This window comes from Westiellopsis prolifica IICB1 (genome assembly GCF_004323185.1).
Lineage (GTDB): Bacteria > Cyanobacteriota > Cyanobacteriia > Cyanobacteriales > Nostocaceae > Pelatocladus > Pelatocladus prolificus_A.
On record NZ_NAPS01000003.1, the window covers coordinates 251217 to 269277 of the forward strand.

Sequence of the window (18061 nt, forward strand, 5' to 3'; positions counted from 1 at the left end):
TATTGATCATATTTTATATTGCAATCAAATCAAATCAAAAATATATAATTAATCCAACCCCATTCCTTTTCGCATATTCTGATAAAAATTATCATAAAAATATTGATGCGGCACTAATCTTTTATACAAAGCATACAAATTAAGACGCCATGATGATTGCACGACGAAATATTGTCTTTTAGGTTTGGAAGCTGACAAAGCTTGCAAAATTGTATTTGCTACTTTTTCAGGTGGTAAACCTGCGCTACGATTGTCTTCTACCGAACCTTGCATATATATTTTGTAATTCTTGCCATAGATCGCTTTTATTTCCGGTGACATCTTTGCAAGTGTTTGCTGATAATTAGCTTCTACCTTATCAGCCTGTTCTGGGGTTACTATTCCTGCTGGTAATATGGAAATAACCTCAATTCCACTAGAATATAATTCCATTCGTAAAGAATCCGTAAGTGCTTCAATGGCAAATTTGGAAGCAGATAAAAGACTTCTATAAGGTAGAGCTAATCTGCCACAAATTGCACTGACATTGATGATACGACCTTTGGCTTTTCTTATTAATGGTAAGAATGCTTGTATGACTGCAATTTGTCCAATAACATTGACTTCAAAATTAAATCGAATATCATCTATAGGAATACATTCTAATGGTCCATCTACCGCTACAACTGCGTTATTAATTAATGCGAGTAATCCTTCATCACCAACCGCTAGTGAAACAAATCCCAATGCAGATTTAATTTCTTCGGCTTTTGTGATGTCCATGATTATGGGTGTTAAATCACCAAATGCAACCTGTTTTAGTGACTCTGCATCTTTTTGTGTGCGGACTCCAGCAAAAACGCGATATCCCTGCTTGGCAAGTGAAAGTGCGGTTACTCGACCTAAACCAGTGGATGTCCCTGTAATGACGACTGCACCTTTATGATTCTGATTCATACTGATTTCCTCCAAGACATAAGTAAACCGAACAAAAAACTAAATCAAGAAAAATATCTGGCGAATATAATTTCGCCGCTACACAAACATAGCCGACTACCTAGATTACAATAAGTCTGAGTTTGTGGGGATTGTAAACATTTGAGATGCTGCTAATTTTTGTGGCTTTCCTTAATGTTGACGCGCACCATGCATAATCATCTTCACACCACTTTTGGCATAACATTGATCATTGGAATGTTCTTGGCGTTCTGATCGCTTGTTAATCAGCATTAATTTATAGTTTGAAAGAATTGTTGCTAAGACAAGCTTCATTTGAAATATAGAAAAAGACCCTGCAATACAACTACGAGCGCCACTACCGAAGGGTATAAATTCATAAGGAGAGAATTTTTTTTCTAGAAAGCGCTCTGGCTTAAATTGTTTTGGCTCTGGGTATACATCTTCACGTTGATGTGTGGAATAAATATTGGTAATGAGTACTGTACCAGGAATTAACTCATAGCCCATAATTTCCACTGGGGAAACTACGACCCTTGGTAGTGAAAATATGGGACTGGGATAAATTCGTAAAGACTCATTACAAACAGCGTTGAGGTAAGGTAATGCAACAATACTCATAGGATCTGGATTTTCACCCAGGCTATCGAGTTCTTCAAGCAATTTTTCGCGAACATCTGGTAAACGGTGAACCCAGTATAAGAACCAGGTTAATGAATGTGTTGCACCATCTCGGCTTGCTAATATTGGCAAAAATAGGAGATCGCGTACCTCTTCATCACTAAATGGTTTACCTGTTTCATCACAAGCAAATATCAAATCGCAGAGCATATCATTGCGTAAAGGATCTGCTTGTTTGCGGCGTTCTTTGACTTCACTGTATAAAAATTGAAAAATTTCTTTGAGGAGATACCTATGGTATCCCCAGGGACTAAGACGACCTAAATCTACTTGTGTAAAAGGTAATTTTGTTGTGATATTAAATAGCCAAGATTTTTCATATTTAATGCAAGATCTATATAGATCGTTAATTTTTTCATAACGCTCTCCTTCTCGCAATCCAATCACAACTTCTATCGCTATTTGTAAGGTAATTCTTGATAAGATTTCATGGGCGATAAAAGTTTTTGCAGACGCCTGTTGACTAATAATTTTTTTGGTGAGTTCGCAAATACTTTTACCAGTAGCATTCATCCGTTCTCCGTGGTAAGCCTTCATTAACAGAGGACGACGATGTTTGTGAATTAAACCTTCAATATGAAGGATTCCTTGCTGTCCCATCTGTCCGACTGTAATTGGGGAATCTCCTGGAGGGAGACTAGAGATTGTAATTTCTTTGGTATTAGTTAAATATTGCTTTATTCCTAAAGGATTGCTGACGTAAACAATTGGTGTAAAACCAGACATTATAGTGACAATGTCGCCATAGCGTTTGTAAATAGTATCCAAACAGCCAAGGGGATTAGTATCGAGTTGCTGACGTAGCAGCCACAAGGGTATTTTCGGTCCTGGTGGTAGTGCCATAAATATTGTTTCATTCAATAATTGGGATCAGAAATATATATCAACAAAAGCAAGTAAAAAATTATATTCAAAAACTAAATCAAGCCAGAAACTAATGACTGAGACTGTTCTTGATCCTGACGGTGGTTACGCATAACCATTTTCACACCACTAGCAGGAGAACAAATCAAACCTGCAAATTTAGGACGTTCTGGGTGCCGATTGACTAGCTCTAATTGATAGCGTGAAAGAATAGTTGCTAATATAAGTTTCATTTCAAATAAGGCAAAATTCGCACCAATACACACACGAGAACCGCCACCAAATGGCAAAAATTCGTAGGGAGAAAATTGTTTTTCTAAAAAGCGTTCTGGTTGAAATTCTTTGGGATTTGGATATAAATCTTCACGCTGATGGGTTGCATAAATATTACCAATAACTATCGTACCGGGATGTAGTTTATAACCCATGATCTCAACCGTCGATTCTACTAATCTGGGAAATGTAAACAATTGAGTTGGGTAAATTCGCAGAACTTCATTACATACAGCACTTAAGTAGGGTAATGTAACAATACTCATAGGATCCGGATTTTCACCAAGACTATCAAGTTCTTTGAATAGTTTTTCTCGCACATCTCTTAAGCGATGAATCCAGTACAAAGACCAACTAATAGTAGTTCCAGAAGCATCAATAGCAGCAAACATCGGTGATAATAAAAGATCACGTACTTCTTGGGTGCTTAATTTTTCACCTGTTTCATCACAAGCAAAAATTAAATCCTCAAGTATATCACTGCGTGAACAATCTACTTGCTGACGACGTTCTTCTACCTCAGTAGATAGCAATTGAAAAAGTTCTTTTTGCAGGTGAAGGAGATATCCTTTTGGACTCCATCTACCTAAATCTTTTTCTCCAAAAATCTTGCTAAAAACTTTAACTATAAGAGATTGTCTATCTAGTTTCAACAAAGACGTAAATAAATATTTAATTTTGTCATAGCGTTCTCCTTCTTGTAAACCGATTACCCGTTCTATTCCCACTTTAAAAGTAATATCCTCAATGACCGAGTATGCTATAAAAGGTTTTCCAATAACTTGTTTATTCATTATCTTTTCTGTGAGTTCGCAAATACTCCGCCCACAAGCTTGCATCCGCGCTCCATGAAAAGCTTGCATTAAGAGTTTACGCCGATTTTTATGAATTAGACCATCAAGTTGTAGGACTCCTTGATTTCCTGTGACCAAAGCAAAATCTTGGTTTAATTCACCTCTAGCTATAATTTCTTTGGTATTTGTAAAAAATTCTTTTATACCTGAAGGATTGCTGATGTAGACAATTGGCGTAGAACCAGACATTATAGTAACAATATCACCATAACGTTGAGAAATAGTATCCAAATAACTAAAAGGATTAATCTCGAATTGCAGACCTAGTAGCCAAAATGGTATTTTCGGTCCAGGAGGTAGTTTCATCAGTTTCTTTTGCTCCCATTATTCAGATTGCACAACAGCATTATCGATACAAACTCTTAAGTTTCTGGCTAATTCCTGAATATGAGGTTCAATAAAAATTGAGAAATGATCACCAGGAATTTCCATCACTTGAATAGGTTGACTAGAACATTTACCCCAACCTAGTAAGGGATCATCAGTATGAAATTCTGGACTTTCAAAATCATGAATGATTTCTTCTTTCGCTCGAAATAAAGTTATAGACTGCTCATAAACAGTTGGTGTATAATTTCGCATGGCTTGAACATGAGCCTTGAACAATTTGTAGTAACGCATAAAATCTTTAATTTCCGTATCAGTAAAGATAAAATTCATTTTTTGATTAATCAAATCAAGTTGCTCATTCAGGGATAAATCTCGAAGTTCCTCAAAACAAAGCGAAAAATCTATATTACTATCAGTTTTTATCGATTCAGCCATGCGAAGTAAAAATTTTGCATCGTCATCTTTTGTAGATTCAATGCGTGTTTCTGAAAGTATGGCATCGATTATAATTAATAAATCTACTGTTTCACCTTCTCTTTGTAATTGCTGCGCCATTTCAAAAGCAAGTACACCGCCGTAACAATGACCACCTAAAAGATAAGGACCTTTTGGCTGCACTTTCCGAATTTCTTGTAAGTAATAATTTGCTGTTTCTTCTACTGTTATAATTTTCGGTTCTTCTTGGTTAGGATTATGTTCTAAGGCATAAAATGGATAATTTTCACCAAGTCTTCTGGATAAATTAATGTAGTGATTAATACCTCCACCAGCGCCATGTATACAAAAGAAAGGTATTTTAGAACCAGAAGAATTAATTTCTACTAAAGGAGAATTAGAACTCTCACGGAATGGCTGACTAACAATTACAGCTAGTTTCTCGATTGTAGGATTTTCAAAAAGAGTAGATAAAGTAAGATGATGTCCAAATCGATCTTGAATTTGAGCCATTAAGCGTACAGCTAAAAATGAGTGACCACCCAGATTAAAGAAATTATCTTTTACTCCAATCGGACTGGTATTGAGGAGATTACCCCAAAGTTTTACTAATGATAACTCTGTAAAATTACGAGGAGCAATTATGTTTTCATGAGTATTTGGTCGAATAAGCTTATCTTTAGGAAGCGCACGTTTATCTATTTTGCCATTGGGTGTTAGTGGAAATGCGTCTAAAACCACAAAGGCGGATGGAAGCATATAATTAGGTAATTTTTGTTGCAAATATGGCAAAAGTTGTGCAGCAATATTTTGTTTTTTTGTTACAATATAAGCTATTAAAATTTGATCTTCTTGTTCATCTTTTTCGGCAATTACAACCGATTCTTGTATATCTGGATGTTGTGTAATAACAGCTACAATTTCAGCTAACTCTACTCGAAAGCCTCTAATTTTTACTTGCTCATCACGACGACCCAAATACTCAAGATTTCCATCTTTGAGATAACGTACTAAATCACCTGTTTTATAAAGCTTAGTTTCGGGGATAAAGGGATTATCTATAAATTTTTCTTGAGTGAATTCGGGACGATGTAAATATCCCCTCGCTAATCCGTCTCCACCAATATAAAGTTCTCCGATAACTCCTACAGGTGTTGGTTGTAAATTGCGATTCAATACATAGATTTGAGTATTATCAATTGGACAACCAATAGGAACACTGTTTGCTTGGTCTGGTAATAAAGTGGTGTCGTAATAAGTGGCGTTAGCGGAAACTTCCGATGAACCATAAAGGTTAATTAATTTTGCAAATGGCAATAATTTTCGGAAACTTTTAACTAATTTAATAGATAGTGCTTCACCGCTAGTTATCCAAAGTTCTAGTTTTAATAGTTTCTGAGTCAGATGACTGTAATTATCTAAAAGTAAACGCAGAAGTGAGGGTACAAGTATAATACGAGTAACTTTGTGCTTAACTAAAGTTTCTATAAATAGCTGTGGATCTAATAAAGTTTCATTTTTGATAATTACTGTAGGGATTCCTTGGAGTAAAGGAGCAAAAATTTCCCATACCGAATCTACAAAACTAATAGCTGTTTTCTGACAACAAATTTCCTCTGGATTGAAAGGATAAGTTTTCCATAGCCAGTGTAAGCCATTTACGGTACCGCGATGAGTACCAAGAACACCTTTAGGAGTTCCAGTTGAGCCAGAGGTATAAATAATATAGGCGAGATGATCAGATTTTGAAATGTTAATCGGGTTTTCTGAACTTTCTTGATTGATAATTTCCCAGTCATTGTCTAGCAAAATTACCGTCATTTGTTCTTTATCATTTGTCATATGTCCAAACTTATTAACAAATAACGAATTACTAATAACCAATGACACTTGAGAATCAGAGAGCATAAATTTTAAACGCTCAACTGGATAACTTGGGTCGAGAGGAATGTATGCACCACCAGCTTTAAGGATGGCTAAAATTCCCACTATCATATCTGGGTCGCGTTCTAAACAGATAGCAACGAGGGTTTCTTGAGTTACACCTTGTTTTTGTAAATAGTGCGCTAGCTGATTGACTTTATGATTAAGTTGCCGATATGTTAGTTGTTCTGACTGACTAATTAATGCTAGAGAGTCAGGTGTTCGTTTCACTTGTTGTTCAAATAATTGATTTAAAGATGCATTCTGATAGTCTGAACTAGTTTGATTAACTTTAAATAATAGTTGCTCTTTTTCAAAGGTATTTAGTAGAGATAAATTACAGATGCGCTGCTCTGGATTAGTAATAATATTTGCTAACAAAGTCTGAAAGTGATTGAGAAATTGGCTAATAGTTGTCGCATCGAAAATATCTGTATTATACTCCAGACATCCTGTTAAACCCTCTTGCAATTCAAACATCGACAGAAAAATATCAAGTTGAGCTGTCCCGCTATCAAACTCTAAAGTACGTAAGGTTAACCCAGACACTTCCTGCACAGATGTGGGAGTGTTTTGCAAGACAAACATGACTTCATAAAGAGGATTTCGACTCAAATTTCGTTCGGGTTGCAACTCTTCTACAAGCATCTCAAAAGGTAAATCTTGATGTGCATAAGCATCGAGAGTTACCTCACGAACTCGATGTAGAAATTCGCAGAAGCTGGGATTACCACTGAGGTTATTGCGTAATACCAAAGTATTAACAAATAAACCCAGCATTCCTTCTAATTCGGCTCGGTTGCGATTAGCAATGGGAGAACCAATTAAGATATCTTCTTGGTCTGTATAGTGGTATAATAAGATGTTAAATCCTGCTAGCAAGCTCATAAATAAAGTAGCATCTTCTTGCAGGCTCAATTGTCTGAGTGCGTCAGTTAAGACTGTTGATAATGTAAAATATTGCTTGGCACCATTAAAAGATGTGACGGTTGGTCGGGGACGGTCTGTGGGTAATTGTAATATAGGAAGTTCACCGCTGAGTTGTTGCTTCCAATAATTTAATTTGGTTGCAAGGAATTCACCTTGGATGCGATCGCGTTGCCAAATGGTAAAATCTGCATATTGAACTGGCAGTGCGGGTAAGGGAGAAGGCTGATTTGTAGAAAAAGCTGCATATAAGGTTGATAACTCTCGCAAGAACACACCACAAGACCATCCATCGGTGATAATGTGATGCATGGTTACAAGCAAAACATGTTCTTGTTCATTTAATTTTAGTAAAGTTGCCCTAACTAAAAGTCCTTTGGCTAAATTAAACGGTTTTATTGCTTCCTTAGCTACAAGTTGTTTAACTTCTGCTTCCCAATCTTGTCCAGATAAATGCTCAAGATTAATTATAGGTATATTCCAAGTTAAATTCTGTGTAATCTCCTGTATTGGCTCTCCATTTACAAGTCTAAAATTCGTCCGCCAAATTTCGTGACGTTTGAGGATTTCATCCAGACTTTGCTGAAGCGCGGTAATATTTAGCTTTCCTTTAATATGAAAAGCAACGGGAATATTATAGAAAGAACTCCCGTGATAAAGTTGGTCAATAAACCAGAGTCTTTGTTGAGAAAAAGATAAAGAAATATTCTGAAATATTTGACGTTTAGGAATAGTATCAGCCTGAAATTTACCTCCCTTCCACTTTTCTAAAAGGGCTTTTTTTGCAGGTGATAAATTAGAAAGATATTTATCCATGGTTAATATATGGTGAAAAACTTTTGTGGTGATCGCAATCGTATTTAATTTATATGTGAATAAAATTAAAATCTGATAATTAGTTTGTAATAAGTGCTGGTTGTAGAGTAGCACCTATTACAAATATTGAATTTTATGCTGATTTATATATTACTTATGACAAGTTTTTTGACAAACGAAGCAAGCTATGTCTTCAGTTTCTCCAAATTCTCTGGTGTTATAGTAATTAAAATCTGTAAAGCCAACATTTTTCAAAGCGGACTGAACTTCTTCTAAAAAATGATCTTTTCTTAACCAAACTGTATCTGAACGCTGCCAAGTTTTTTCAATCAATTCAAATCCTGTGACTTTGATCTCCCACATCCTTTCTTCTGGTTTGTAGTAAAATAATTCTATTAAGGAACATTCATCATTAATACTCACAATATTAAAATTGTTTTTCTGAGCAGTTTCATGCAGCCAATCCGTTATAGGTATATTAAACACAAATACACCATTATCTCGAAGTGCAGCATATACGTTTTTAAATGCTACTGTTAAATCTTCATTGTTTTGGATAAAATGAAAAACATCGTTTGCCAAAACCGCATCAAAGATTGGTGGTAAATCAAACTGACGTATATCACTAAGGATAAATTCACTTTCAGGCGCGTTGTTTCTAGCGTAGTTTAGTAGTCCTTTAGAAGCATCGATTCCAGTAACTTTATATCCTCTAAAGTTAAGTTGTTGTGCTAAATGTCCGCAACCACAACCAAGTTCAAGAATATGCGCTCCCGCAGGAAGTTGAGATAACAATATTTGGTCTAAAGCAGGTATTATACCTTGCAATAAATCTTCTGGTGTATTCTTTAATTCGTTCTGTAAACGAGCAATAGATTCATAGTTGGGGATATTTGTTAGCAAAGACATAGACTATTTTTCCTGTTGTCAAATGAATGTTTGCAATCAAATAATTTAGATGTTAGTTATTTCGCTAAAAGAGCTTCTACTTCTTCTTCAGATAATTGTTCGATTTTTTCCAACAGAAGTTGTTCGATCATTTCTGCCTGTTTGGCTGGTATCATGGCTTTTAATAAAAGATCACGCAACGGTAAATCTATGGGAAATTTAGCTCGCAATCGAGAAACTAATTGAGTTGCAATGAGAGAGTCCCCTCCTAACTCATAAAAGTTGTCGTAAATACCAACCTCTGCAATCCCAAGTACATCTTGCCATATTTGCGTAATTTGTTTTTCCAACTCACTTGTCGGAGCAATATAGGAATTACTTAGTTGAGGTCTGGAATAGCGCGGGGATAAATATAATTGATTGGAATATTTTGAATTGGCTGGATAATCAAGGTTAAATGCATGATTATGTCTAGTCTTGATATCTACTGTAGAAACAACAATTTGAGTTTTTTGATCTAAAGAGAGTATTCTTTTAAATACCTCTATAGTTTCTGTTGGATTAATAGCCAATTTTTCTCCAGACGCTTGCTCAATGGTATCTGATTTTGGAGTAAAGTTTAATTGTATTTTATCACAATTTATAGTGTACCACGGTAAATAATTATTTTGATTGTGTTGGTTAATTAATGTATCTATTAAATGATTAGCTGCTGAATATAAACCTAATCCAAATCCTCCTAAAATAGAAGATAATGAAGAAAAAACAATACAAAAATCTAAATTTATATTTTCTAATAATTGGGCTAATACAGTAATCTGACGGCGTTGTAAATCAAATAATTTTTTTGACTCTATCTTGCCAATTTCTGGAATTGAACCAAATATTTTTTCACGTTTGATTCCAGTTGAAGAGATAACTCCGTTAATTTGTTCAATATTCTCAGATAAAAATATTTGACGAATTTGTTGATCATCAGTTTTATCTGCACGAATTACCAAAATATCTGCGCTTAAATTCTCCAAAACTTGCAATTGTTGAATTTTGCAACTTATTTCATCTTCTTGGTCGTGAGTTTTCAACCATTGCGAGAAATCATACTGTTCTGGGAAATCTAAATCTTCGATAAATATAAGTTTTGCTTGAAAATTTTTGATTAAATATTCTGCAAGCACAACTTCAATACTATCTAAACCACCAAAAAATAGATAAACACCGTGTTTTTTCAATGGTAGTTTTTCTTCAACCGCCGACGTTAGGTGGACTGGCTCGAATGTTTGTACCCAACGGTGGGAACCACGATAAGCAACAACTAAGTCTGAGGATACAGCCGTGAATTCATTTAAAAGTTGATCAATAATTTTACTTTCATAAACTTGGTGTTTTTTATCCTTTATATTCAAATAGTTAGTTAACGCAATATCAATACTCCGACAGGTTATCTGAGGATATTCTTGAGAAATTACCTGACATAAACCTAACACTGTCGCCTTTTCTGGATTTATAATTTCATTGCCATCGACTTCTTGAATATGATTAGAGACAACCCAGAGTTGTAAACTTTGATCAATTTTGAGTTTACTAAGGCTTTGTGATATGAATAATAAACTTTGAAATTCTAAGTAATTCTCTGAATGATAATTATTATAATTATTGAGACTCCAAAAATAAGCTATATTTTTGGGAAATTTACCTAAAGCAATTAACTCTTTAAAGAAAATATCATAGTCTTGATCTATGCATGGATTAATTGTGTAAATGCATTCGTCTTTTTTCTCAAATTTTTCTCCAGTCTTAACTATAATTATATTATTATCTTGATTTTCTAATGCTTTAATTAATTCCTCACTCACTCCCAAATCATCTACAAAAAATAACCATTTTGTTTGATTTGATTTTACTGGATCAGAGGATGAGTGAGTAAGTAAGGAGCGTTTCCAGGAAGGAATATAAAACCAATCGCTAATATCTTGTTTTTGACCTAATTTTGTTAATTTATTATTTAAAGAAGTTGATGAGGATTTGGCATCAATCCAATACCTTTGTCGTTCAAAAGGATAAGTCGGTAAAGGTAAACGATGACGTTGCTCGTGGGTATAAAATCCTGACCAATCTATATCTACACCAAAAAGCCACAACTGACCCAATGTTTTTAATAAAAAGCTTACATCTGATTGTTGTTCTTGCACACGACGTAAAGAAGTTAATATATGTTGTTTAGCATTAATACCTAAATGCTGTTTAGTTAATGTGCTTAAAGTTCGTCCTGGTCCAACCTCTAGAAAAATACCTGTAAACTGTTTTAAAATTTGCGATATTCCATCGGAAAATCTCACAGTTTGTCGTAAATGTTGACTCCAATAATTGGGATTTGTAGCTTGTGTATCTGTAATCCAACTACCACTTACATTGGAGATAAAGCGTATGTGTGGTGGATTCAGTTTGATTTTTTTGAAACATTGCACAAATTCCTCTAAGATTGGCGACATCATTTGTGAATGGAACGCGTGAGATGTATGCAACAGGCGACATTCCACACTTTGAGAAGATAATTGATTTTTTAGTGTGGCGATCGCTTCCTTTGTTCCAGAAACCACACATGAATTTTGGCTGTTAATCGCTGCGATTTCTACAGAGTTTAAAATCAGCGATCGCACTTCTTTTTCTGGAAGGGGGATTGCTAACATACTCCCTTGCGGTAACTGTTGCATCAGTTGCCCCCTTTTTGCGACAATGAATAGCGCATCTTCAAGGGAAAATACACCTGCAATGGTTGCAGCGACATATTCTCCAATACTGTGACCAATCATCGCCGCAGGTAGCACACCCCATGACATCAATAACTTAGCGAGTGCGTACTCAATTACAAATAATGCGCTTTGAGTAAAAGCTGTTTGTTGTAGTTTTTGGTTAGCTGTTTCCATTTTTTCTGAGTTTGGAAACAGTAAATCGCGGATATCAAAACCAAGGTGAGGTTGCAAAATTTCAGCACAAGTATCTACATATCTGCGAAATGTTACTTCAACTTCGTAGAGTTCTCGACCCATGTTTGCATATTGTGATCCTTGTCCAGAAAACATGAAAATAACAGGCTGTTCTCTATGTTCCTGATATACAGTAAAAATTTGTTCTTGGTCTTGTATCTCTAAGATATTTACAACATTTTGAACATTCTGACATACTAACACCCGGCGATAGTTAAAAGCCCTACGACCGACTTGTAAAGTATAAGCGACATTAGCTAAATTTATTTCTATATTTTGTTTAAAATATGCCAATAAATTTGTAGTTGCGACTTCTAAAGCTGTGCTAGTTTTGGCTGATAATAATATTAATTGCCAAGGGCGCGATTCTAGATACGTGTTATGGCACGTCTCTACAACTGGAGCTTCTTCCAAAATGACATGGGCGTTAGTTCCACCAAAACCCAATGAACTAATTCCCGCTCTCCGGGGAGTATTATTAGTTTCCCAATCGGTCAATTTAGTATTAACATAGAACGGACTATTTACAAAATCAATTTCAGGATTGGGAACTTCAAAATTGATGCTAGGAGGTATTTGTTTATGTTTTAACGCTTGTACAGTTTTTATGAGACTTGCTATACCAGCTGCTATATCTAGATGACCAATATTTGGTTTTACTGAACCAATTGCACAGAAGCCATTTCTTTGTGTAAAAGCACGAAAAGCTTTAGTCAACGCTGCAATTTCTACTGGATCTCCAGCAGCAGTTCCAGTTCCATGAGTTTCGATATAAGAAATATCATCAGCATCGATTCCTGCATTTGCTAAAGCTTCCACAATAACTTCAGCCTGACCATTTACACTAGGTGCGGTATAGCTAACTTTTAAAGAACCATCATTGTTAATTGCTGAACCTTTAATAACCGCATGAATATAATCTCGATCTGCTATTGCATCTTTTAATCTTTTTAAAACAACTATACCAAGCCCACTGCCAAAAATGGTACCTTGGGCTTTAGCATCAAAGGCTCGACAATGACCATCAGGAGATAAAATTCCATCCTGTTCATAGAAATAACCTGACTTTTGTGGAACTATAATTGTCACTCCACCAGCTAAAGCAATATCACACTCTTCATCAAGTAGACTTTTACAGGCTAAATGTAAAGCAACTAATGAAGTAGAGCAGTAAGTTTGAATACCTATACTTGGTCCTTTTAAATTTAATTTATATGAGACATTAGTTGCTAAAAAATCTTTGTTAAAAGTATAGTTGCTAGAAATATCTCTGGAATTAACGTTATTATATATATTATTAAAAAAGTAAGTATTTGTGCTAACACCAGCATAAACCCCTATTAAACCTTCATAGGTTTCTGGGTCATATCCAGCGTTTTCAAGAGCTGACCAGGCACATTCTATAAACAGGCGATGTTGGGGGTCAATTAGTTCAGCTTCTTTGGGAGTGTAACCAAAGAATCTAGCATCAAAATGTTGAATATCTGGTAATATAGGCGCTGCTTTCACATAATTCGGATCATTTAAAACGTTCTTTTCAAGATTTAAATCTGCTAAATCATGATTGGAAAAAAATGAAATAGACTCAACTTTATTTTGGATATTATGCCAAAATTCATCAACATTATTCGCACCAGGGAAACGACCAGACATCCCCACTATGGCTATATCTAAATTTGCTGTTGATTCTTGTGTTATTTCATTAATCATAACTTTCTTAACTAGATAAATTCAATTTTTATTTTAGTTGGATTGCATTTTTATCTGTCTTCTTCTTTGTCCTCGAATTAACCGTTGTTCAAAGGTATTTTTTTGAGGTTCTTCAGGAGTAAAAAGATTTGCCATTGAGCTTATATTTGGACATTCGTACAACTTGGCAACAGAAAGGTTTGAATTAAATTTCTGATTTAGAATAGTAATAAGTTGAATACCTATAAGAGAATCACCACCAAGTTCAAAGAAGTTATCATAAATACCAATTTTTTCAATTCCAATAACTTCTTGCCAAATCTTAACTAGCTTTTGCTCAATTTCATTGCGCGGAGCAACATAATCGTTACTTAATTCGGGTCTAGGATATTTTGACTTGGATGAATTAACAGTTTCTAAAAAATCTAGAGCTAATTTTCTATTGTCAGAATTGTATTCCTTAAGTACGTTTAATAAGTCAAAAGTAGATATGACAACTTGAGGTATTGTATTTGCCAGAATTCTCATAAATATATCTACACCTTCATCAGGTAATATACCTTGTTGAAGATTTTCCAATCGCATTTGTTGCAGTCTTTGGGGTAATTCTGTATTCACAGCCATCCCTACTTGTTGCCAAGTATCCCAGTTAATACTAGTAGTAAACCTACCATTTCGTGAAGTATTATAATGAGCAAAAGCGTCAAGGAAAGTATTCGCTGCACAATAATCTACCTGTCCAAATTCCGCGACAATTGAACTATTTGATGAGACTAAAATCATGAAATCTAATTCAATATTTTTGAGTATTGTATCAAGAACTATTGTTCCTTTTACCTTCGGAGCCAAAATACTTTCTGCTTCTACTGGAGTTTTTCGTTGAATTGCACCTCCTCCAGGAACTCCAGCAGCATGAATGACGCCATTTATTTGACCAAATTTTTGTTGAGCTTGAGCGATCGCACTTTGCATTTGTTCTATATTACTAACATCAGCAGCGATCGCTAAAACTTCTGCACCGAAGTCTTCAATTTCTTGAATTTCGCGAATCTTACAGCTAGTAATATCAGTTTGATCATGAGTGGATAACCATTGAGACCACTCATCTTTTCTGGGTAAAGTAGAACGTCCTACTAGCAGTAATTTTGCTTGTACAGTTCGAGCTAAGTATTCTGCTAAAACAAGTCCAATACCTCCGAGTCCACCTGTGATTAGATAGACTCCTTTTTCTCGTAATCGAGATTTTTCAGCTTTAACTTGATCAAAACGCACTGGCTCAAAACTCTGCACCCAACGATTTAAACCCCGATATGCAATTAATGTTTCGGAATTATCAACCGTCAATTCTATCAATAACTTTTCTATAAGTTGTCCTTCTTGCCAACTTCCGCTAGTAGGAAGAATCACATCAATACTACGACAACTGATATTTGTGTATTCTTGAGAAATAACTTTAACTGGACCAAGTAAAGTAGCTTTCTCTGGACAAAGCAATTCAGTTCCCGTCACTGGTTGTAGGTTATTAGAAATAACTGTGATTTGAAAATTATTCGTAGTTTCTTGTCTGCCTAAAGCTTGAACAATATATAATAAACTATAAAATCCTAAATTTTGAAGTTGTTCTAATTTATGTTCAATGACTGAAAGGGTGACATTCCATAAATGAATTATGTTTTTTGGTAACTGTTTTTTTCTCAATAATTCTTGAAATAAAATATCGTAATCATAATAATTACTCGGATTAATAGTATATTCATAATCGCTTATCTGTTTAAATTCATCACTAATTTTTACAGTAATTAAATTTTGGTTTTGGGTTTTTATTTGGTCAACCAATTTGATAGCCAATCCACAGTCATTGCTAAATACTAAAATGAAAGATTTTTCAGGTACTAATTCTTTGTTATCAAGTTGTACTGGAGGTAAGGAAGGCTTCCAAAAAGGAATGTAAAACCAGTCAGCTATATCAGGTTTCTTGATTGGTGATTCTGGAGAGTGATTATTATTTTTAAGTGGCTTTTTAGCTTCAATCCAGTATCTTTGTCGTTCAAAAGGATAGGTAGGTAAAGGTAGGCGGTGACGTTGTTCTTCAGTATAAAATTCTGACCAATCTATTTCAACACCAAAAAGCCACAATTTGCCTAAAGTCTCTAACAAAAAGCCTACATCTGATGGTTGTTTTTGAGATAAGCAAGTTAGGACATGTTGTTTAGCATTAATATCTAAGTTTTGCTTGGTGATTGCACTTAAATTTGATCCCACCCCCACCTCTAGAAAAACACCTTCAAGCTGCTCTAATGTTCGAGAAATACTCTCGGAAAAATTTCCGATTTTTTGTAAACTCTGGCTCCAATAGTTGAGATTTGTAGCTTGTGCATCTGTAATCCAACTACCAGTTACATGAGAAATAAAGCGAATACTTGGTGGATTGAATTGAACTTTTTTGAGCAACTGTAGTTGTCCTTGATTTGCTACCATTGCTAGCCCATCTTCAAGAGAAAATACACCTGCGATCGCAGCTGCAACATATTCCCCAATACCCTCACAAATCATTGCGTCTGGGCTTACTCCCCATGACATCAATAACTCAGCTAAGGCGTATTCAACTGCAAATAATACGCTTTGAGCGATATCTGGTTGCTTTAGTTTTTGGCTAGCTGTTTCCATTGCTTGTGATTGTGGAAACAGTAGTTCACGGATATCTAGACCGAGATGAGGTTGCAAAGTTTCCGCGCAACTATCTATATGTCTGCGATATATCGCTTCGATTTCGTATAATTCCCGACCTATGTTTGCATATTCTGATCCTTGTCCAGGAAACATGAAAATAACTGGGCAACGATTTTGCTGACAATGGTAACTAAAAATACTTTCTGAGTCTTGATTTTTCAGTAAATTAACTGCATTCTTCAGGTCTTTACAAACAATAATGCGCCGATGATCAAAAGCTCGACGACCTACTTGTAGGGTATAAGCTACATCAGGCAAGTTAATATTAGGATGTTGTTGAAGATAAGTAGCTAAATTTGCTGTTGCAGTTTCTAAGGCTGTGCTAGTTTTGGCTGATAATAATATCAATTGCCAAGGGCGAGATTGTAGAGACGTGCCATGGTAGGTCTCTACGGCTGGAGCTTCTTCCAAAATTATATGGGCGTTAGTTCCGCCAACACCAAAAGAACTTACACCTGCTCTACGAGGTAAACTGTTAGTTTTCCACTCTGATAATTTGGTGTTGACGTAGAAAGGACTGTTAGCAAAATCTATCTCTGGATTAGGTTTTTCAAAGTGTAAACTAGGGGGTATTTGTTTGTGTTTTAATGCCAGAACTGTTTTAATTAAACCTGTCACACCTGCTGCTGTATCCAAATGCCCAATATTAGTTTTTACTGAGCCAATAGCACAAAAACCTTTTTTATTTGTGCTAGCACGAAAAGCTTGTGTAAGAGCTTTGATTTCAATTGGATCTCCTAAAGGAGTTGCAGTTCCATGAGCTTCAATATAAGAAATCGTATCCGGTTCAACATCAGCTAAAGCAAGTGCTTCTAGAATTACTTCTCTTTGACCATTAACACTAGGTGCTGTATATCCAACTTTTAAAGAACCGTCATTATTGATAGCTGAGCCTTTAATTATAGCATGAATAAAGTCCCCATCATTAACAGCATCTTCTAATCTTTTTAACACAACAATTCCTAAACCATCGCCAAACACTGTTCCTTGAGCCTGAGCATCAAAAGTTCGACAATGTCCGTCAGGAGAATGCAGAACCCCCTCTTGATAGTGATAACCAGATTTTTGGGGTAGCTTGGCTATAGAAACACCACCAGCCAAAGCAATATCACTTTCTCCATTGAGCAAACTTTGACAAGCTAAGTGTACAGCTATTAATGATGTAGAACAATTATTCTGAACATTTATACTTGGACCAGTCAGATTTAATTTATAAGAAGTTTGTGTACTTAAATTATCTTTTTCATTACCAATAAAAATATTTAAAGCATCTACAGATTGTATTAAATCTTCATTGGAAAGTAAATTGTTAAATAAATAATTACTATTAGTTACACCCGCAAAAACCCCAATTTTACCATCGTATGATTCAGAATCATAACCCGCAGATTCCAAAGCTTCCCAGGCAGATTCTAAAAATAGACGATGCTGTGGATCTGTAATTTCAGCCTCTCTAGGAGTAAATCCAAAAAATGCAGCATCAAACAGTTCAATATCCTCTATTATACTTGCTGCCTTTATATAATTTGGGTTGTTGAGCAAATCTGGATTTATACCCGTAGCTAGCAATTCTTCATCTGTAAAATGAGAAATTGATTCTACTCCATTTCGCAAATTTTTCCAAAACTGTTCAATATTTTTTGCACCTGGAAAGCGTCCATTTATGCTAATAATGGCTATCTCATCGTTATCATCGAACTTATTCAATTCTTGTTCATTATTATTCATAAA

General features: G+C 35.2%; 7 protein-coding genes. All 7 read right to left on the reverse strand.

The genetic code is table 11. The features are described from left to right. Positions 1-48 precede the first annotated feature (48 nt). Positions 49-936, reverse strand: a complete 888-nt coding sequence (locus tag B4U84_RS26540) for an SDR family NAD(P)-dependent oxidoreductase (RefSeq protein ID WP_044448099.1) — start codon at positions 934-936, stop codon at positions 49-51. A 171-nt stretch (positions 937-1107) separates the two neighbouring features. After that, positions 1108-2460: a cytochrome P450 gene (locus B4U84_RS26545; RefSeq protein ID WP_131121176.1), complete on the reverse strand. Its 1353-nt coding sequence runs from the start codon at positions 2458-2460 to the stop codon at positions 1108-1110. 74 nt (positions 2461-2534) lie between these two features. After that, positions 2535-3914, reverse strand: coding sequence for a cytochrome P450 (locus B4U84_RS26550; protein WP_131121177.1), 1380 nt, complete (start codon positions 3912-3914; stop codon positions 2535-2537). A gap of 18 nt (positions 3915-3932) precedes the next feature. After that, entirely contained in the window at positions 3933-8039 is a 4107-nt protein-coding gene (locus B4U84_RS26555) for a non-ribosomal peptide synthetase (protein WP_131121178.1), read from the reverse strand. A gap of 150 nt (positions 8040-8189) precedes the next feature. Then, positions 8190-8948: a class I SAM-dependent methyltransferase gene (locus B4U84_RS26560; RefSeq protein WP_131121179.1), complete on the reverse strand. Its 759-nt coding sequence runs from the start codon at positions 8946-8948 to the stop codon at positions 8190-8192. 56 nt (positions 8949-9004) lie between these two features. After that, positions 9005-13621 (reverse strand): type I polyketide synthase, encoded by a 4617-nt coding sequence (locus tag B4U84_RS26565; protein WP_131121180.1) that lies wholly within the window; start codon positions 13619-13621, stop codon positions 9005-9007. A 33-nt stretch (positions 13622-13654) separates the two neighbouring features. Further along, positions 13655-18058, reverse strand: a complete 4404-nt coding sequence (locus B4U84_RS26570) for a type I polyketide synthase (protein ID WP_131121181.1) — start codon at positions 18056-18058, stop codon at positions 13655-13657. Positions 18059-18061: the final 3 nt, after the last annotated feature.